Below are 18897 nucleotides of genomic sequence, written 5' to 3'. Positions count from 1 at the left end.
GTGGCTACCGGTTCTCGCGGATCACCCGAGTGATCTCCTGGCTGATACGCAGGATCCCGGGGGAGCGGACCGGGCAGGGCTTCGGCTTGGACGTCGTGGGCGCCAGACAGAAGTGCAGGTAGTCGTCGTCGCGGTGCAGCGCCGTACGGTCGCGGCCCGGCTGGGTGCAGTACTCGCCGTGCGCGCGCTCGTAAGCCGTGCACGGCAGGTACTGCACCCAGGAGTAGCGCGCCCCGGCCGCACTCACCGCCTTGCCCGCGTCGGCGACCAGGTCGCCCGAGCCGGCGGCCTGCTTCTCGTAGAGGGCGTTGACACGCCGGACCCGGTCGGGAGTGATCGGGTCCGGGCCCTGCGAGACCCAGACGATGCGGGCGTCTCCGGCGGCGGAGATCTGGTCGGCGAGCCGCTTCATGTCGGCCGTGTACCGCTGGAAGTACTTGTCAGGGGAGGCGTCGTAGGTGATCCCGTCCATGCACGGCGTGTAGCCCCACGCGTTGCCCCAGAACTGCAGCACAACGAAGTCCGGCCGCAGCCGGCGCACCAGGGCGGCCGCCTTGTCCGCGACCGGGACGAGGGACCGCTCGCCGGTGCCCTCCAGGTAGTCGCACAGGGTGGTCCCCGAGTACGGGGCACTCGTGTACGTCGCCCGTACGTCGCGGCGCAGCTCCTGCCCGAGCACCTTCTGCGCCTCCATCGCGAGCGAGTCGCCCAGGTACAGCACGGTCGGCGCCTTCGCGGGGGCGCTCGTGCCCGTGTCCGGTGAGGCGGGCGCCCGCTGGTGCGTGGTGACCGACGCCCGCGGCACGTCCGGGGGCGGCGCGGCCTCCGGCCCGGACTCCGGGTCCCCGCACGCACCGAGCAGCACGACGGCCACCAGCACTCCCACGATCCACGGCTTCCGCATACGGCAACTCCCGCCCCGGGCACCGAAAACGGTTCCCCAGGCAAGCACAGCCGGCCCCCGGGGGGAAGACCCGCGTCGGCCACGGAACACCATGGCCGACGCGAGCCCCGCGGTCGATCGGACGCCGGTCGTTCAGACGCGGTCGGCCGCGATCAGCAGGTACTGGAAGCTGCCGTTGCGGTACGCGTTCAGGAACGTGTCCTCGATGCCCGTCACCAGGTGATCGGCCTCACTGCGCAACTCCCAGTAGGGAATGGTCGCCTCGGTGAGATCCTCCACGTGGACCGGGACGAGCCGGTTGCGGGCCATGGCGCGGAAGTACTCCGACCGCGGGTGGATGTCGCAGATGTAGTGGGCGTTGATGAGGGACACCTCGCGGGAGGCCCGCCCGTAGGTGTCGTTGTAGCAGCCGGTGATCGTCACATAGCGGCCGCCGCGGCGCAGCAGCCGGGCGTGCTCGGCGAACAGCAGGTCGAGCTCGACGTACATGGTGGACTCGTTGTTCCAGGAGGCCGCGTACGCCCCGGACTGGAGCCCGGTGTCCAGCATGTTGCGGTGGTGGTAGCGCACCCGGCCGTCGATGCCCCGCTTGCGGGCCTGCGCGTTCGCGAACTCGGCCTGCTTCTCGGAGATGGTGACGCCGTCGGCGTGGCAGCCGTACCGCAGATGCGCCACGACACTGCCGCCGCCGCGCCCGCAGCCGGCGTCGAAGACGCGGTCGGCGGGGGACAGGGGGCCGATACGGTCGGCGAGGAGCTCGGCCTGGGCGTGCTCCAGCCGGTGCAGTTCGGTGGTGATGCGCTCCCGCCGCAGCTCCGGGTCGGGTTCGTCGAGCACGGTGCGGTCGGCGGCCCCGATGCCGTAGTGATGGTGGTAGAGGTCGTCGAGCTTTCCGAGTTCGAGGTTGACCGGGTTCTCCTCGGCGTTCCAGTAGTCCGCGACACGGGTCTGGTACGTCGACTGGGTCGGCACCTGGGCTGCCTTGGTGCCGGCTTCGGGGGCGATGGTCAACGGTGACTCCTCGTGCTGGTGCTTATGACGCTCTGTCATTCGATCGCGCTTTACCAGTAGTTGGGCAGGTGGTAGCGGTGGCTGTTGGTGGCGTGCCATTCGTGGTTGCCGGCCACCCAGTCGGACAGGCTCCGGACGTAGCGCTCGACGAGCGGTGAGGTGGCGGCCAGCAGGGCCGACTCCTCCTCGAACGCCTCCATGATCCGGTTGTGGATCTCGACGGCCTTCAGATAGGCGGCCTTGAGACCGCAGCGCTCGTTCGCGGCGATGACCTGTGGCAGGTTCAGATGGTCGGGGTCGCTCGCCAGTTCCTTGGTGAAGGAGTAGAGGTCGTTGACGATCGTGGTGGCGTTGCAGGCCAGCGCCGTGACCCGCTGGATCTCGGGGCGGGCGTACACCGCCTCGGGCAGCTCGTAGCCGTCCACGGCGTCCACGATCGACAGACAGGGGCGGAAGTTGTTGAACTGCCGCATCACCAGGTACTCCCAGACCCGCGGGATGTACCGGGTCTCCATCCAGGCCGCCTCCGCCAGATAGCCCAGGTGCAGCCGGGCGATGTCGTGGACGAAGCGGTCGGTCTGGCTCGGGGTGGCGAAGGCGGCGTAGTCCTGGAGGGCGAAGTGGTACGAACGCAGCGGACCGTCGGCCCGCACGCCCTCCCGCCACTCCTCCTCCAGCTCGGGAATGCCGTGGTAGGGGTCGAGCGCCGACTGGGCCATGATCAGCCGGCCCCCGAGGCCCCGGCGCGCTCCGCCGCGGCCCTCGTCCTCCTCGCAGTAGCAGGAGTCGACGACGTTCTCGGCGAGCAGCAACTCGCCGGCGACCGTCAGACGTTCGAGATCGAGGGCCTCCGGATGCTGAAGCACCACGGCCCGCCCGAACTGGAACCCCGAGAAGTCGCCCTGCCAGGCTTCGGGGAACAGGTCGAGCCGCCGGGCCCAGTCCTCCAGCCTGCGGTCGACCTCCGCGGCCTGCTCGGGGTCGGCGGGTGCGACCTGCCGGTACCGGAGCCCGGGGATCGCCCCGCCGCGCCGCTGGGTGCGGAACGTGCTCGCGATGTTCGGGGGTCCCGGCAGGGCGAAGCCGGAGGCGGGGGAGGGCGCGCTCATCGGGTGCTCCACGCGGTCACTCGGCCGTCCGGCCGACCTGGGCGTTCTCCAGGATCCCGACCGCGTCGGGGACCAGGATCGCCATCGAGTAGTAGGCGGTGACGAGGTAGCGGATGATCGAGTTGGCGTCGATGCCCATGAACCGCACGTTCAGGCCCGGCTGGTACTCCTCCGGGATCCCCGTCTGGTACAGCCCGATGGCGCCCTGGTCGCCCTCCCCGGTGCGCAGCGCGATGATGCTGCTGGTGTGCTGCGGGCTGATCGGGATCTTGTTGCACGGGAAGATCGGTACACCGCGCCAGGCCGGGATCTCGTGCCCGTCGACATTCGCCGTGCCGGGCACCAGACCGCGCCGGTTGCACTGCCGGAAGAAGGCCGCGATGGCCTTCGGATGGGCGATGAACAGCTTGGTCTTGCGGCGCATCGACAGCAGTTCGTCCATGTCGTCCGGGGTCGGCGGCCCCGTGAAGGTGGGGATGCGCTGCCCGTAGTCGGCATTGTGCAGCAGCCCGAACTCCCGGTTGTTGACCAGCTCCCACTCCTGGCGCTCGCGGATCTCCTCGATGATCAGTCGGAGTTGCTGCTCGGTCTGGTCCATCGGGTCGTTGAAGAGGTCCGCGACCCTGGTGTGGACCCGCAGCACGGTCTGGGTGAGCGACAACTCGTACTCGCGCGGCGCGAGGTCGTAGTCGACGAACCCGCCGTCGATCGTCGGCTCCCCGACATGGCCCGCCTGCACCGGGACATCGGCCTCGCCCTTGCGGTTCATGGGCAGGTTCTGGCGTTCGCCGTACGCCTGCAGGTGCTCCGCCAGGGACGGCACCCGGTCGGTGAACTCGCTGACCACGGCCCACGGGAGCGTGAGGAGCACGCCCGCCGTCTCCGCCCGCACCGAACTCAGCCACAGCGGGTCGGGCTGGCCGATGGCCTCGTCGCCGATCTGGTCTCCGTCGGTGACGACCCCGACGATCTCCTCCTCGCCGTACCTGCCCTCGGTGAAGCGGGTGAACCGGCCGTGCACCACGAGGTAGGCCTCCGTGACCGGCTGCCCGGCCTCGACGAGCACCTGGCCGGCCCGCACCTCACGCACCCGGAACCGGGTCGCGATCTCCTTCAGGACGTCCATGTCGGAGTAGCCGCGCAGCACCGGGAGTTCGGTGAGCGTCTGCGGGATGACCTTGATGTCGTAGGCGCCGTTCTGCTCGAACTGCACCCGGCCGCGGCCCACACGGAGCTGCAGACGCCGGTTGACGCGGTAGGTGCCGCCCTTGACGTCCACCCACGGCAGCATCTTCAGCAGCCATCGCGAGGAGATGGCCTGCATCTGCGGTTCGGACTTGGTGGTCGTGGTGAGCTGGCGCGCCGCATGGGTGCTGAGACTGGTGAGTTGGCCGTCGGCTGAGGGGGCGGGGTCGTCGGCTGCGGGTCCGGTGGCGCTCTCGGGTACGGACACGTATCCCTCCCTGGAGGGTGATCAGGCGTGAACAAAGTGGTCGGTGACGACAAGTGGACGGGTGGTGACGACGGCAATCTCCGGGCGCGTGACGAGGCGTGCCTCGTGGCACGGGTGGGCCGTACGCGCCGCAGGGACAAGCCAAACAGCGCAGGTGGTGGGCCCGGTACGGCGTGAAGGGGGCGGTTTGCCCATCTGGGTGGTGCAAACCCTCCCTGGAAGCAGAGGCCTCACACGCCCGTGCTCCCACGCCGGTCGCACTCGCCCCGATATGCGGGCGCGAGGGGCGCACGAGCCTCAGGTCAGGTCGTTCACCAGCACGGCCGCCCCGTCGAAGCGCCCTGCCCTGAGATCCCCCAGCGCCTCGTCCGCGCGCGACAGCGGATATGTGTGCGTCGTGGCGTGTACGGCGTGTTCGGCGGCGAGCGCCAGGAACTCGCGGCCGTCCTCGCGGGTGTTGGAGGTGACGCTGCGCAACTGTTTCTCGTAGAAGAGCTCGCCCTCGTAGCGCAGCGCCGGGACGTCGGTGAGGTGGATGCCCGCGATCGCCAGCGTGCCGCCCCGGTCGAGGGCCCGCAGCGCCACCGGGACCAGTTCGCCGGCCGGCGCGAACAGGATCGCGCTGTCCAGGGGCTCCGGCGGCATCTCGTACGCGTCGCGTGCCGAGGCGGCACCCAGGTCGAGCGCGAGTTTGCGCGCGGCCGCCCCGCGCGTGAGGACGTGCACCGTGGCGCCCTCGGCCATCGCCACCTGCGCGCACAGATGGGCGCTGCCCCCGAAGCCGTACAGCCCGAGCCGCCCGCCCGGTGGCAGTGCCGACCGCCGCAGCGCGCGATGCCCGATGATCCCGGCACACAGCAGTGGCGCGCACGCCACGTCGTCCAGGCCGTCGGGCAGCCGGTAGGCGAACGCGGCCGGCACGGTCGTGTACTCGGCGTATCCACCGTCGGCGTCCCAGCCCGTGTACGACGAGGCCGGGCACAGGTTCTCCGCGCCCCGCGCGCAGTAGCCGCAGGTACCGTCGGTCCGCCGCAGCCAGGCCGCCCCGACCCGCTCCCCGACGCCGAAGCCGCGCACGGCCGCCCCGATCCGCGCGACCGTACCGACCACCTCGTGCCCGGGGGTCACACCCGGGCGGTGCACGGCCAGATCACCCTCGGTGACGTGCAGATCCGTCCGGCACACCCCGCACGCCCGCACCCGCACGAGCAGCTCGTCGTCGCCCGGCACCGGAACCGGCTTCTCGACGAAGCGCAGGGACCCCGCCCCGACCGGCCCCGGCTCGACCACCGACCACGCGTGCATCGTCCCGTCAGCCATCACCGTGTCCCGTTCGCCGAACGGCTGCCGTCCCTCCCAGTCTGGAGCGGAACCAGGCATTCGGCGCGCGACCCGACTCCGCGGTGACTAGCGTATGAATCCGGACAACTCACCGCTCCCGGAGAGGGCCGTAGCCATGGCCGTGAAACCCGCAGGAACCCCCGTCTGGGCCGACGCGATGTTCACCGACGTCGAGGGGGCCAAGAGCTTCTACGGCGACGTCCTCGGCTGGACGTTCGGCGAGGAGTCGTCGGAGTACGGCAACTACACCCAGGCCTACGCGAACGGCAAGGCCGCCGCCGCGGTCGTCCCGCCCATGCCGGGCCAGGAAGGCCAGTCGCAGTGGTGCCTCTACTTCGCCTCGACCGACGTCGCCGCCACCGCCGCCGAGATCCGTGAGAACGGCGGCGAGATCCTGATGGAGCCGATGGAGGTCGGCGACTTCGGCAGCATGTGCCTGGCCCGCGACCCCGGCGGCGTCGTCTTCGGGGTGTGGCAGGCCGGCACCCACGAGGGCTTCGACGCGGAGATGCGGGAGCCCGGCGCCTTCTGCTGGGCCGAGATCTTCACCCGCACACCGGAGAAGTCCGACACCTTCTTCCCCGCCGTCTTCGGCTACGGGCAGCGGCAGATGCAGGACGACGCGATCGACTTCCGCCTCTACACCCTCGGCGGCGAGACCATGGCCCTGGGCCGGATGAGGATGACCGACGACTTCCCGCCCGAGGTCCCGCCCTACATCAACGTCTACTTCAACGTCCCCGACTGCGACGACGCCATCGCCAAGGCCACCAAGCTCGGCGCCGTCCTGCGCTTCGGCCCGATGAGCAGCCCGTTCGGCCGGTTCGCCGCGCTGAGCGACCCCCAGGGCGCGAACTTCTCGGTGATCGACACCAACACGACCGAGGGCGAGATGCCGGAACTCAGCGACGTCTCCTGACCGTACTCCGCGACCGGGCACCCGGCCCGCTCATGGCATGATCGGCACATGCTTGAACGTGTTGTGGCCGCGTGCGACGGGGCTTCGAAGGGAAACCCCGGGCCGGCGGCCTGGGCCTGGGTCGTCGCCGACGAGACGGAGACCCCGGCCCGCTGGGAGGCGGGGCCGCTCGGCAGGGCCACCAACAACGTCGCGGAACTCACCGCGCTGGAACGCCTGCTCACGGCGACGGACCCCGGTGTGGCGCTGGAGATCCGCATGGACTCGCAGTACGCCATGAAGGCCGTCACGACCTGGCTGCCGGGCTGGAAGCGCAACGGCTGGAAGACCTCCGCCGGCAAGCCGGTCGCCAACCAGGACCTGGTCGTGCGCATCGACGAACTGCTCGACGGCCGCCCCGTCGAGTTCCGCTACGTCCCCGCCCATCAGGTCGACGGCGACCCGCTCAACGACTTCGCCGACCGTGCCGCCAGCCAGGCCGCCCTCGTGCAGGAGCCCGCGGGCAGCGGCCTCGGCTCCCCGGAACCGCCGCCCTCCCCGGACACCCCGTCGGCCAAGGCCCCCCGCCGCAAGGCGACGGCCACTCGGAAGAACGGCAGCTCCTCGCGCACCATCAAGGCCAAGTTCCCCGGTCGCTGCCTCTGCGGGCGCGGCTATGCGGCGGGCGAGCTTATCGCCAAGAACGCCCAGGGCTGGGGCCACCCGGAGTGCCGTACCGCAGAGGCCTGACGACGGGCCCGTACGGGAGTTGGCGACCCGGGCCGAGGTGAAGTCCGTGCTGGTTCCACCCCGTCGTCGAACACCGCGTGCCCGGCACCGGTGTGCTTCCCCAGCCGAAAGTGGCGCGATCCGGAATGCCGTGGTCGGGCGGCTCCGCCTTGCTACTCTGCGAGGTGATATGACCGTTTTAGACCATTTCTAGGGGTGCGTGTGAAGGTCGCCTGCGTCGGTGGCGGGCCCGCCGGCCTGTATCTCTCGATCCTGCTGAAGCTGCGGGATCCGTCCCACGACATCACCGTCTACGAGCGCAGCCCGGAGGGTTCCACCTACGGCTGGGGCGTCACGTACTGGCGCGGACTGCTCGACAGGCTGTGCGAGCACGACCCCGTGTCGGCCCGCGCCATCGAGGAGAACTCGGTCCGCTGGAGCGAGGGCGTCGCCCACGTCCGGGGCCGCACGACCCGCCGGCCCGGCGACGCCGGGTACGGCATCGGCCGCCACCGGCTGCTGGAGATCCTCGCCGAACGCGCCCGCTCACTGGGCGTACGGCTGAAGTTCGAGCACGAGATCACCCCGGGGAACCTGCCCGCCGCCGACCTGGTCGTGGCGAGCGACGGGGTCCACAGCGCCCTGCGCACCCGGTACGCCGACCACTTCGGCACCGAGACGAGGGCCGGCCGCAACCGCTACATCTGGCTCGGCACCACCAAGAACTTCGACGCCTTCACCTTCTCCTTCGTCGAGTCAGGGCACGGCTGGATCTGGTGCTACGGCTACGGCTTCGGCCCCGACGCGGGCACCTTCGTCGTCGAATGCGCCCCCGAGACCTGGACCGGCCTCGGCCTCGACACCGCGTCCGAGGCCGACGGACTGGCCGTGCTGGAGAAGGTCTTCGCCGGCGTCCTCGACGGCCACCGCCTGATGGGCCGCTCCGGAGCCGACGGCAGGGCGCAGTGGCAGACCTTCCGCACCCTGACCAACCGCACCTGGTACCGCGACAACCTCGTCCTGCTGGGCGACGCCGCGCACACCACGCACTACTCCATCGGGGCCGGCACCACCCTGGCCGTGGAGGACGCCGCCGCCCTCGCCGGCGCGCTGCACGAGCACGCCGCCCTCCCGCAGGCCCTCGCCCACTACCAACAGGACCGCCAGCAGGCGCTGTTGTCCATCCAGAGCGCGGCCCACTACAGCGCCCGCTGGTACGAGAACCTGCCCCGCTACATCCATCTGCCCCCGCAGCAGATGTTCGCCCTGCTCGGCCAGCGCCACTCGCCCCTGCTGCCCTACGTACCGCCGCAGCTGTACTACCGGATCGAGCGGGCGGCCGGAGAGTCGGAGGCATGGCGCCGCCTCAAGCACTGGCTGGGGCTGAAGGTCGCGCGCACCGTGCACGCCAGGGTCCTGGCATCCCGCAGATAGCCGCACCTCGACCGCACCTCACCGGAACAACCGGTCGAGGAAGGCGTTGCCGAACACCCCGTGCGGGTCGAGCCGGGCCAGGGTCCCGGAAGCCACGCCCCACACGTCCTCCCCGAAGGTGCTGGGTACCACCGTGCCCAGCACCTCGCCGTCGCTCCAGGCGGCGTCCCGCGTATAGGCCCAGCCCTTCGACCACTCGACCCGCGTCATGGCGTACTCGCCGTCGAAGGTGCGCAGCAGGAACCGCTCGATCTGGCTCAGGAACGCCTCCGCGTACGGCGTCCCGGGCAGCGTCAGGATGTTCAGCCACAGGACGGTGTCCCACTCGGGCCGGTCGCCACGCGGCCCGAGCGCCGACAGGAGCGGGGTCCGCGCCCCGTCCAGACCGACGTCCGCCGGATCGTCGACGCCCGTCACCCGGATCTCCACCGACCCGTTGACCGGGAACTGGCCCCGCTCGGCGTATGCCGAGAGACGTTCCCGGTAGAAGGCGGTGAACTCGGCGACCACGCGCTGCACTTGATCTCTGCTGGTCAGCACCCCGTAGCCGTTCGTGGCGATCCTCAGCGTCGTCGGCCGCAGATACAGCAGCGTGTTCTTGGACGGCCCCCAGATGTCCGCCGACAGCGTCGCGACCAGCCCCAGCGCGGCCGCGTCGTACTGCGCGTTGCCGAGCACCGGCGCCAGATACCAGGCCCCGTCCGACACCATCCGCCCGACCAGGTCCGCGACCGGGGTCGGCACGTTGTCGGAGAAGGGGTAGTTGTACGGCGTCCGCACATGCCGCGAGGTCAGCGGCCGGTCGGGGGAGACGCTCCACACCTTCAGCCACGGGAACTCGGTGAAGGCGAACCAGATCGCCTCGACGCGCCCGGCCCGGTCGAGGAAGCTCGCGAGGGTGCGTCCGTCGCCGCCGGGCGCGGCGAAGAGCTCGCCGGCCGGGATGTCGGTACGGCTGACGCACCGCAGGTTGGTGTTCGCGCCCACGCGCAGCACGACCTCGGTGACCAGGGCGCGGCCCAGATGGGTGAGCAGAGCGGCGCAGTCCGGCTCGTCACGGTCGTACGTCCGCAGTACGTATCCGCCACTGGCCTCGTCCCAGACGACGGCCGTCAGGGACAGCACGAGATTGCTCAGCGAACCGTAGGTGTGCCCGGGCAGGCGCTGTTCGCCCCGTGCCGGTACGGCGGTGCCGTGCGCGTCGATGGCCAGGGCGCCGCCGAGAGTGAGGTTGCCGGGCGCGGGCGCCGCGGTGATGCCCAGGCCGTGCTCCTCCAGATAGGTGAGCAGGGCCTCCAGGGTGACGCCGGCCCCGACGCGCACCGAGGTCGGCGACTCCAGGGACAGGCCGGTGAGATGCGCGGCGGTGTCCACGAGAAGGACCGGCGCGTCCGACTCCGTGCCCGGCGTGATCGTCAGCGGTGACCAGCCGTGCGAGGAACCCCGGGCGCGGACTCTCCGGCCGTGTCGCCAGGCCCAGTTGACGACGGCCGGCACCTGGTCGGGACCGTCCGGCGCGCAGGCCCACAGCCCGTCGGCGGTGATCTCGCCGACCCAGTTGCGGTACGCCGAGCGGTACAGCGCCACGTCCGTCGGGAAGTCCGGCAACTCCTGGGCGGCGACGGCCGGATCCGCCGGGAGAAGAGTCGGTGCGGCCGCCAGGGCGGCGGCGCGGAGGAAGCCCCTGCGGGTGAAGTCGCCGGTCACGGGTTCACGCTAGGGATCCGCTTGACAGCCACCGCGGGCCTGTCGAACTGATTCACTCGTGCGAGTGACGGATTCACAGGTAACGGCGCGGAGGGGCCCGTTCCGCGCACGCGGATGACCAATGACACACTGACGCCATGGACGAACGTGTAATCGGCAGGTCGGGTCAGCGGGCATCCGTCGTCGGACTGGGGACGTGGCAGCTGGGCGCCGACTGGGGAGACGTCGACGACAAGGAAGCCCTGGCGGTGCTGGAGGCGGCGGTCGAGTCGGGGGTGACCTTCTTCGACACGGCCGACGTCTACGGCGACGGACGCAGCGAGCAGACCATCGCCGCCTTCCTGCGCGGCAGGCCCGAACTGGACATCTTCGTGGCGACCAAGATGGGCCGCCGCGTCGACCAGATCCCCGAGAACTACGTTCTCGACAACTTCCGCGCCTGGAACGACCGTTCGCGGCGCAACCTCGGCGTCGACCGCCTCGACCTGGTCCAGCTGCACTGCCCGCCGACGCCCGTCTACTCGACGGACGAGGTGTTCGACGCTCTGGACACCCTGGTCGCGGAGGAGCGCATCGCCCGGTACGGCGTCAGCGTGGAGACCTGTGAGGAGGCGCTGACCGCGATCGCCCGCCCGGGTGTCGCGAGCGTGCAGATCATCCTCAACCCCTTCCGCATGAAGCCCCTGCGCGAGGTGCTGCCCGCCGCCCAGGAGGCGGGCGTCGGCATCATCGCGCGCGTGCCGCTGGCCTCCGGCCTGCTGTCGGGCAAGTACACCAAGGACACCGTCTTCCCCGCGAACGACCACCGCACCTACAACCGGCACGGCGAGTCCTTCGACCAGGGCGAGACCTTCTCGGGCGTCGACTACGCCTCAGGCGTCGAGGCGGCCGCCGAGTTCTCCGCCCTCGCCCCCGAGGGCTTCACACCGGCCCAGCTCGCGCTGCGCTGGATCATCCAGCTGCCGGGCGTGACCACCGTGATCCCGGGCGCCCGCTCGCCCGAGCAGGCCCGCGCCAACGCGGCCGCCGCCGCACTGCCGGAGCTGTCCGAGGACACCCTCACCGCGATCCGGGACCTCTACGACCGGCGGATCAAGGACCAGGTCGAGAGCCGCTGGTAGACGCGTACGGTCGCCGGGAGCGGGTACCGCGCCGCTCCCGGCGCCTCCCCGTTTGAGAGTTCAACGTCGGGGTTACCCGTTCCGGCATGACAGAGAAGGAAAGACGAACAGGCCGCGACGAGACCTCGGACGAGCGAGCCGACCGCATGTGGGGCGAGCTCATCCAGGAGGTCCGGGTCGCCCAGATGGGCGTCCAGATCCTGTTCGGCTTCCTGCTCACCGTCGTCTTCACGCCGAAGTACGACACCCTCGACGACACGGACCAGACCATCTACATCGTGACGGTCGTGCTCGGTGCCGCCGCCACCGGAGCCCTCATCGGCCCCGTCTCCCTGCATCGCCTGGTGTCCGGACGGCGCATCAAGCCGAAGGCGGTGGAGTGGGCCTCCCGGCTGACCCTCGTCGGCCTGGTCCTGCTCCTCGCCACCACGACGTGCTCGCTGCTGCTGATCCTGCGGGTCGCCACCCACGACGGCTTCGTGCCCTATCTGGTCACGGGGGTGGTCCTCTGGTACCTGGTGTGCTGGTTCGTGCTGCCGCTGTGGACGCGCAAGCGCTACACGGAGTGAGCGGTCACGCGTCCGGCGGTATGAGGACGTCGGCCGTCCGGCGGTATGGGGACGTCGAGCTATGAGGACTGAGGACGTCGCCGGTTTGAGGACGGCTACTGCCGGCGCACCGCGCCTTCCTGCGCCCCGCGCAGCGCCGTGATGCACGTGGAGATGGCCCGCTGGAGCTCCTCCAACTGCTGCACCATGTCGTCCTCGACGAACTCCTGCACATCGTCGAAGGTGAGTTCCTCGAAGACCTTCGTCGCCCGCTGCAGGCTGCTGTAGAACTTCGTCCGCCGCTCCTGCACCCGCAGTTCGGGATCGGCCTCCACCGTCTCCGCGACGAGGGTCTTCATGGTGTCGAAGGCCTCGTTGGCCCACTCACCGGTGTCCTCGTCGTCATCGAGCTCCTCGATGAGCGACAGATGCCGCTCGGCCTCCTGGCGCACGTCGACCGGCGCGTCGACGGTCTGCCCGGCCGGGGTCTTGATCTGGCCGGACTCGGCGATCTGACGGACGTAGCCGATCCGGTCGGCCGCCCGGCTCTCCGTGGCGACGGCCTTCTTCAGATCGTCGGTGCGTACGACGTCCCGCGCCAACTCGGCCTGCAGGTCCGGGTCCTCGCGGACGCGGTCGAGGAGCGCCTGGCGGGCCGCGCGGGCGGTCGAGGGGTCGGCGAGGATGGCGGCGCGCAGCGCGGTGGGGTTCTCGGCGACCTCGAGGGCCTTCGTCGGGCGGATGCCCTCGGCCTCGGCGGCCTCGGAGATGGCGGCACCCCGCTCGGAGGTGGCGCTGTTGCGGGACGTGTAGTAGCTGAGCCACACGTCGGCGTCGGGCAGCTCCACTTCCTGGCCCGGCGCGAGCGCCTCGAAGTGCGGGACGAGACCGTCGTCGGCGGCCCGGTCCCAGGCCTTGTAGTAGCGCATCACACGGTCGGGTGAGCAGCCGGCGAGCTCGGCGAACTCCTTCGCCGACACCTTCGGAGTCTCGCCCGCGCTCTGCCCGCCGGGCCGCACGCTGCGCGCCACCATCAGGCCGAAGGCCCACCCTCCGGTCCGCGCGTAGACCCCGAACTCGCGCGCGTCCCGGGCGACGAGATCGGACAGCGGGGCCTGGGGCGAGGGGGACGTCTCGGGCGGGACGAACGCCAGTGTCACGGAAGACTCTCCTGTGGGGGCTGCTCGGACGGCAGAAGTGCAGACCGGCAGCTTAATGGCACCCGCGGGACGCCGCCCTCGCGGTCACCGGCGTCGCCCGTCGCCACGCGGTGTGGTACGCGGGCGGTCAGCCGAGAGAGTCCCGCAGCGCCGGCAGCAGCGTCTTCTCCGCCCAGTCCAGATACGGCAGCTGCGTCTCGCCCCCGATCTGCACCAGGGCGATCTCGGTGAAGCCCGCCTCGGCGTACGGGCGCACGGCCTCGACGAAGGCGTCCGGGTCGTCGCCGCACGGGATCGAGTCGGCGACGTCGTCCGGGGTGACGAACTGGGTCGCCGCCTCGAAGGAATCCGGGTGCGGCAGCTCCGAGTTGACCTTCCAGCCGCCGGCGAACCAGCGGAACTGGGAGTGGGCGCGCTTGATCGCGGTGTCCCGGTCGGGGTCGTAGCACACCGGCAGTTGGCCCACACGCGGCTTGCCCTCGCCGCCATGGCGGTCGAACGCCGCCAGCAGGTCCGCCTTGGGCTCCGTCGCGATGACCAGGTCGCCGAGCCTGCCCGCGAGCTCGCAGGACTGCTCCCCGGAGACGGCGACGCCGATGGGCGGCGGCTGGTCCGGCAGGTCCCACAGGCGGGCCGACTCCACGTCGAAGTGCGTGCCGCGACGGTTCACATGGCCGCCCCCGAAGAGCGCCCGGATGATCTCCACCGCCTCCTCGAGCATCTCGTGCCGCACATCCACGGGCGGCCAACCGCCGCCCACGACATGCTCGTTGAGGTTCTCGCCCGAGCCCAGCCCCAGCCGGAACCGGCCCTCCGACAGCAACTGCATCGTGGCCGCCTTCTGCGCCACCACCGCCGGGTGGTAGCGGAACGTCGGACACGTCACATAGGTCATCAGCGGAATCCGCGAGGTGGCCTGGGCCGCCGCTCCCAGGACACTCCACGCGTACGGCGAGTGACCCTGCGAACGCAGCCACGGAAAGTAGTGGTCCGAGGTCACGGAGAAGTCGAAGCCCGCCTCCTCGGCGCGGACCAGGTGGTCCACCAGCTCACGGGGGCCGGCCTGCTCGGTCATCATCGTGTATCCGATCTGCACCATGGGGCCCGAGTCCCCGGGACACGGATGACGAAAACGGCACGGACGGGGCGGGAAGCAGGATCCGGTGTGTGAGAAAACCCCTCGGTCCTCGCCGGGGGCTCGGGAGAGGATGCCCGCATGTCTGTTCGCCCCCTGCCCTCGAGCACCCCCGCCGCCCAGGGCGTCGACGCCTCCGGTGTCCTCGCTTTCCTCGACGCCCTCGACGCCGCCCCCGACATCGAGCCGCACAGCCTGATGATCCTGCGGCACGGCCGGCTCGTCGCGTCCGGCTGGTGGGCGCCGTACACCCCGGAACGCCTCCACCTCATCTACTCGATCAGCAAGAGCTTCACCGCGACCGCCGCCGGGATCGCCGCCGGCGAGGGGCTGATACGACTCGACGACCCGGTGATCTCGTACTTCCCGGAGTTCGAGGCCGACATCACCGACCCACGCAGCCGCGCGATGCTCGTGCGGCATCTGGCGTCCATGGCGACCGGGCACGAGAGCGACGCCCTGTTCGAGGCGCGCGACCGCGACAGCGAGGACCTCGTGCGCGGGTTCCTGCTGGTGCCGCCGCCCCGCGACCCAGGGACTGTCTTCGCGTACAACCAGCCCGCCACCTTCACTCTCGGCGCGATCGTCCAGCGTGCGAGCGGCCAGTCGCTGACCGACTATCTGCGGCCGCGGCTGCTGGACCCGCTCGGCATCGGCGAGGTCGCGTGGCTGAGGGATCGCGGCGGCCGGGAGTGGGGCTTCAGCGGGCTGCACGCCACCACCGACGCGATCGCCCGGCTCGGCCAGCTGTATCTGCGGGGCGGGGTGTGGGAGGGCGAGCGGCTGTTGCCCGAGTGGTGGGTGGCCGAGGCCACGCGCACGCAGATCTCGAACACCGGCTTCCTGCCCGGGGAGGACTGGCAACGGGGCTACGGCTTCAAGTTCTGGATGTCCCGGCACGGCTATCGCGGGGACGGCGCGTTCGGTCAGTTCTGCGTGGTGCTGCCCGAGCACGACGCCGTGATCGCGACGACCGCGGACACCTGGGACATGCAGACCTTGCTGAACCTGGTCTGGGAGCATCTGCTGCCCGCGTTCCGGCCCGCGGCCCTGACCGGCGCCGAGGAGGCGGACGCGGCCCTGGCTGAGCGCCTGGCGGGCCTCGCGCTGGCGTCCGCCGCCGGCAGGCCCGCACCGCCGGAGCGGGCCGACGCCTGGTCCGCCGGCGCGTTCACCCCGGACGGCGGTGTCTGCGGGCACCTGCCCAAGCTGACCGCGATCGACCTCACGCCGGGCACGGACGGCTGGGCTCTGACGCTCACCGAGGACGGCCACCCGCTGCGGCTACGGATCGGGGACGCCGGCTGGACCGTCACCGAGGGGGCGGTGCCCGCCGCGGTGAGCGGCGGCTGGACCGGCCCGGACACCCTCGTCGCGGACATCGCCTTTCTGGAGACCCCGCACCACCTGGACGTGACGTGCTCGCTCAAGGACCGTACTTTTAAGGCGAGTTGGCGTACGGACCCCTTGCACAGCCTGCCGCTGCGAGCGATGTGCGCCCCCCGCCCGTCGGTGTGATCAGTCCTCGGGCACCTTGAAGGTCCGCAGGACGACCTCCAGGGCCTCCCGGTTGGCGGGGTCGTCCCAGTCGGCCTCCGGGGTAGTCCAGCGCAGGGAGTAGCCGCGGTGGTCCTCGATGAGGAAGCCGCGGCCGAAGGTGCGGACGGGGGTGCCGTCCTTCTCGGAGAGCCACTGCATGTCGGCGGCCTTGAACCCCTGGTACGCCGTCGCCTCGATCTCGCCGATCCGCTCGAAGCCGCCCTGCTCCTCCAGGCCGGGCTGGACTTCGTCCCGCCAGACGGCCACGGGGTCGGGGCCCAGGCGCTCGCTGTAGGTGACCGCCAGTTTGCGCGGATCGTCGTCGGCACTGAAGGTCACGCGGTACGCCAGGTCCGCGGCACGCTGGGTGCGCACCGCCGTCCACCCTTCCGGCAGGGCCACGGAGTAGCCGTCCGGTGACGTGTACGTCGTGTAACCGGGCGGCAGGGCCGTGCCCGAGGGCGACACGGTGGGCGTCCCCGGCTCCGGCTCCGTCGCCTCCTGTGTGGGGGAGGAGCTCGGCGTGGGAGCGGGGGACCGGCCCGTCGGCCCCCCGGCGGAGGCGGACGGGCCGGGCGCCGTGCCGGCCGCCGAGGGATCCGAGTCGTCGGGCCCCTGGTTGGTCACCACGAGAACCGCCGCCGCGACCGTGACGACGGCCAGGGCGGTGCCGACGACCACGGTGCGTCTGCTCCAGCGCGGGCCCATGACGTACCGGCGCCGCACGCGCGGCTCCGTCTGCAAGGGCGCCTCGGGGTCCTCGTTGAGGACGCGGACGAACGCGTCGCGGACCACCGGCCGGCTCAGCCGCTCCCGGGAGTCCTTGCGCAGCAGCCCCTGCACGGCCTGGGTGAGCGGCCCGGACCGCACCGGGGCGCGCAGCGGAAGCCGGTCCACGCCCTTCAACGTGGCCTCGGGCCGGTCCCGTTCACGGTACGGCGGGCGCCCCTCGACCATCGTGTAGAGGATCGCGCCGAGCGCCCACAGATCGGACGCCGGCCCGATGCGCTCGTCGCGGGCTTGCTCCGGTGAGGCGTACGACGGTGCGGCGACCCGCGGCGCGAGGGTCGCGCCGGCCAGCCCGAAACCGGTGACCACGACGGAACCCTCGTCGCGCACGAACACCTGGCCCGGGCTCAGCTCGCCGTGTGTGATGCCCGCGACGTGCGCGGCCTCCAGTACGTCGAGCAGTTCGAGGCCGATGCGCGCGGCCCGCACATAGTTGAACGTGCCCTGCTGGGTGAGGAGTTCGCCGAGCGGTGTGCCGTCGATCCACTCGGTGATGATCCACAGGCTCCCGGACTCCGCGACGGCGTCCACGACCGTGGCGACCGCGCCCGGGCGCAGCAGCCCGATCCGCTCGGACGTGCGCAGGATGCGCGCGGTGGCCCGGCGCCCGTCGTCCGGGCTCGCGTCGGGAAGTCCGATCTGGGTGAGGAGGCACGGGTGCCCGGTCTCCGTGTCCTCGCCGTAGTAGCTGACGCGATTCGTCTCGCGGTGGACGACATCGACGAGTCGATACCTTCCGGCGACCAACTCGGCTGTGGAGACGCGCGCCTTGACCATGGCCATCCCTCGTTGAACCCCTGGCTCTGATTTCTCACAGGAAGTACGAGAGGCGAGACGGGAAGCGTTCAACGAAATCCCCAACCAAAGGGCATTTCTTTTCCTTTGCTTCTTACGCGCGAGTAAGCTGACGAAAAAGTAAGGAAATTGAGCAGGAACACTTCAGCGAAGACCGAAATCCGCGGCCCAGCGCACTACATCCCCGGTCGTCGCGTTGCCCCCGCACACGACCAGGCCGAGCCGGGCGTCGTCCCCGACCCGTTCCAGGACCCGCCGGGCCGCGGGCAGCAGACAGCCGGCGGCGGGCTCGGTCCACACCTTGGCGTGCTCGGCGAGATCGAGAACGCCCCGCACCGCCTCCCGGTCCGGCACCACGAGCACCTCGTCGACCAGGGCGGACACATGGTCGTACGTCAGCCGGGACACGGCCGGCGCGCTCAGCGTCGACACGATCGACGACAGCGTCACCGGCACCGGACCGCCCGCCGACAGCGCCTCGGACATGGCCTGGGCGCCCTCGGTCTCCACGCCCCAGATCCGTACGTCCGGACGGCGGGCCCGCAGCGCGACCGCGACGCCCGCGATGAGCCCGCCGCCCCCGACGCTGACGATCACGTCGGTGAGTTCACCGGCGTCGTCGGCCAGCTCCAGCCCGACGGTGCCCTGGCCGGCGATCACCAAGGGGTCGTCGAAGGGGTGGACGAGCGTCAGGCCCTCGTCCCGCAGCCGTGTGACGAGCGAGAACGCCCCGTCCATGTCGTCGGTCAACCGCACCGACGCCCCGGCGTCCCGGGCGATCTCGACGGCGCGGGCCGGCGCCGAACGCGGCATCACCACGGTGGCCTTCACATCGAGGGCGGCGGCCGTCATGGCGAGGGCGATGCCGTGGTTGCCCCCGCTGACCGCCACGACCCCCGCCGCACGCTGGGCGTCGCTCAGCGACAGCAGCTTCGCCGTCGCCCCACGGGCCTTGAACGAGCCGGTGCGCTGGAGAAGTTCGAGCTTCGCCGTCACCGGGACGCCGAGCAGGGCCGACAGGCCCGGGCTGGATACGGTCGGGGTGTGTACGACATGGCCGGCGATGAGGTCGGCCGCGGCTTCGACGTCCGAGATCCCGATCAAGGCAGTCACCTTCCCGGCGCGGGGCGGGGTCCGCGCCATCAGGCACCCTGACGGGGGAGGTTCCGCCGGTCAACTCGGTTTCGCTGTGGGCGCCAGGTGACACGACGGTCACCACGATCC

17 protein-coding genes are annotated in these 18897 nt (G+C 71.1%); 7 read left to right on the top strand and 10 right to left on the bottom strand.

Going from position 1 to position 18897, the window contains the following annotated elements; all coding sequences use genetic code 11:
• Positions 1 to 4 precede the first annotated feature (4 nt).
• The 4 genes from ABIE67_RS04350 to ABIE67_RS04335 form a co-directional block, all read right to left on the bottom strand.
• The gene (locus ABIE67_RS04350) at positions 5 to 904 is read right to left on the bottom strand and encodes an SGNH/GDSL hydrolase family protein (protein WP_370253396.1); all 900 of its coding nucleotides are present in this window, start codon (positions 902 to 904) and stop codon (positions 5 to 7) included.
• 132 nt (positions 905 to 1036) lie between these two features.
• A complete protein-coding gene (locus tag ABIE67_RS04345) occupies positions 1037 to 1915 on the bottom strand; it encodes a geranyl diphosphate 2-C-methyltransferase (RefSeq protein ID WP_370253392.1) in 879 nt (292 codons plus the stop codon).
• A gap of 50 nt (positions 1916 to 1965) precedes the next feature.
• A complete protein-coding gene (locus tag ABIE67_RS04340; RefSeq protein WP_370253389.1) occupies positions 1966 to 3024 on the bottom strand; it encodes a family 2 encapsulin nanocompartment cargo protein terpene cyclase in 1059 nt (352 codons plus the stop codon).
• Positions 3025 to 3040: 16 nt separating this feature from the next.
• Entirely contained in the window at positions 3041 to 4477 is a 1437-nt protein-coding gene (locus tag ABIE67_RS04335) for a family 2B encapsulin nanocompartment shell protein (protein ID WP_370253385.1), read from the bottom strand.
• Positions 4478 to 4504: 27 nt separating this feature from the next.
• On the opposite strand from ABIE67_RS04335, the gene ABIE67_RS04330 reads away from it, so the two are divergent.
• A complete protein-coding gene (locus ABIE67_RS04330; protein ID WP_370253383.1) occupies positions 4505 to 4654 on the top strand; it encodes a hypothetical protein in 150 nt (49 codons plus the stop codon).
• A 120-nt stretch (positions 4655 to 4774) separates the two neighbouring features.
• On the opposite strand, the gene ABIE67_RS04325 is transcribed toward ABIE67_RS04330, so the two are convergent.
• Positions 4775 to 5782, bottom strand: coding sequence for a zinc-binding alcohol dehydrogenase family protein (locus ABIE67_RS04325; RefSeq protein ID WP_370268180.1), 1008 nt, complete (start codon positions 5780 to 5782; stop codon positions 4775 to 4777).
• A gap of 151 nt (positions 5783 to 5933) precedes the next feature.
• On the opposite strand from ABIE67_RS04325, the gene ABIE67_RS04320 reads away from it, so the two are divergent.
• The 3 genes from ABIE67_RS04320 (at position 5934) to ABIE67_RS04310 (ending at position 8879) form a co-directional block, all read left to right on the top strand.
• On the top strand, positions 5934 to 6737 hold the full coding sequence (locus tag ABIE67_RS04320; RefSeq protein WP_370253381.1) for a VOC family protein: 804 nt from the start codon (positions 5934 to 5936) through the stop codon (positions 6735 to 6737).
• A 48-nt stretch (positions 6738 to 6785) separates the two neighbouring features.
• Positions 6786 to 7466, top strand: a complete 681-nt coding sequence (locus ABIE67_RS04315; RefSeq protein ID WP_370253376.1) for a ribonuclease H — start codon at positions 6786 to 6788, stop codon at positions 7464 to 7466.
• 195 nt (positions 7467 to 7661) lie between these two features.
• The gene (locus ABIE67_RS04310) at positions 7662 to 8879 is read left to right on the top strand and encodes an FAD-dependent monooxygenase (RefSeq protein ID WP_370253372.1); all 1218 of its coding nucleotides are present in this window, start codon (positions 7662 to 7664) and stop codon (positions 8877 to 8879) included.
• An 18-nt stretch (positions 8880 to 8897) separates the two neighbouring features.
• Here ABIE67_RS04310 and ABIE67_RS04305 read toward each other — a convergent pair whose 3' ends face one another.
• On the bottom strand, positions 8898 to 10586 hold the full coding sequence (locus tag ABIE67_RS04305) for a cholesterol oxidase substrate-binding domain-containing protein (RefSeq protein WP_370253370.1): 1689 nt from the start codon (positions 10584 to 10586) through the stop codon (positions 8898 to 8900).
• A 137-nt stretch (positions 10587 to 10723) separates the two neighbouring features.
• Here ABIE67_RS04305 and ABIE67_RS04300 point away from each other — a divergent pair, with 137 nt between their 5' ends.
• Both ABIE67_RS04300 and ABIE67_RS04295 read left to right on the top strand, forming a co-directional pair.
• Entirely contained in the window at positions 10724 to 11707 is a 984-nt protein-coding gene (locus ABIE67_RS04300; RefSeq protein WP_370253367.1) for an aldo/keto reductase, read from the top strand.
• 86 nt (positions 11708 to 11793) lie between these two features.
• Positions 11794 to 12276, top strand: a complete 483-nt coding sequence (locus tag ABIE67_RS04295; RefSeq protein WP_370253363.1) for a DUF6328 family protein — start codon at positions 11794 to 11796, stop codon at positions 12274 to 12276.
• Between the two features lie 95 nt (positions 12277 to 12371).
• Here ABIE67_RS04295 and ABIE67_RS04290 read toward each other — a convergent pair whose 3' ends face one another.
• Positions 12372 to 13415, bottom strand: coding sequence for a hypothetical protein (locus tag ABIE67_RS04290; RefSeq protein WP_370253359.1), 1044 nt, complete (start codon positions 13413 to 13415; stop codon positions 12372 to 12374).
• A gap of 127 nt (positions 13416 to 13542) precedes the next feature.
• Complete coding sequence (locus ABIE67_RS04285) at positions 13543 to 14514, bottom strand: LLM class F420-dependent oxidoreductase (RefSeq protein WP_370253355.1); 972 nt, start codon at positions 14512 to 14514, stop codon at positions 13543 to 13545.
• Positions 14515 to 14631: 117 nt separating this feature from the next.
• Between ABIE67_RS04285 and ABIE67_RS04280 the strand changes: the two genes are divergently transcribed.
• Positions 14632 to 16068, top strand: coding sequence for a serine hydrolase domain-containing protein (locus ABIE67_RS04280; RefSeq protein ID WP_370253350.1), 1437 nt, complete (start codon positions 14632 to 14634; stop codon positions 16066 to 16068).
• Here the strand turns inward: ABIE67_RS04280 and ABIE67_RS04275 are convergent, their stop codons facing one another.
• Together ABIE67_RS04275 and ABIE67_RS04270 are read right to left on the bottom strand one after the other, a co-directional pair.
• A complete protein-coding gene (locus ABIE67_RS04275) occupies positions 16069 to 17661 on the bottom strand; it encodes a serine/threonine protein kinase (protein WP_370253346.1) in 1593 nt (530 codons plus the stop codon).
• Between the two features lie 156 nt (positions 17662 to 17817).
• Entirely contained in the window at positions 17818 to 18777 is a 960-nt protein-coding gene (locus ABIE67_RS04270; protein ID WP_370253342.1) for a threonine/serine dehydratase, read from the bottom strand.
• Positions 18778 to 18897: the final 120 nt, after the last annotated feature.

The sequence above is a fragment of the Streptomyces sp. V4I8 genome (assembly GCF_041261225.1).
Taxonomy (GTDB): Bacteria; Actinomycetota; Actinomycetes; order Streptomycetales; family Streptomycetaceae; genus Streptomyces.
The sequence above is the reverse complement of the archived record's forward strand: the minus strand, read 5'-3'. Positions and strand labels throughout refer to the sequence as shown.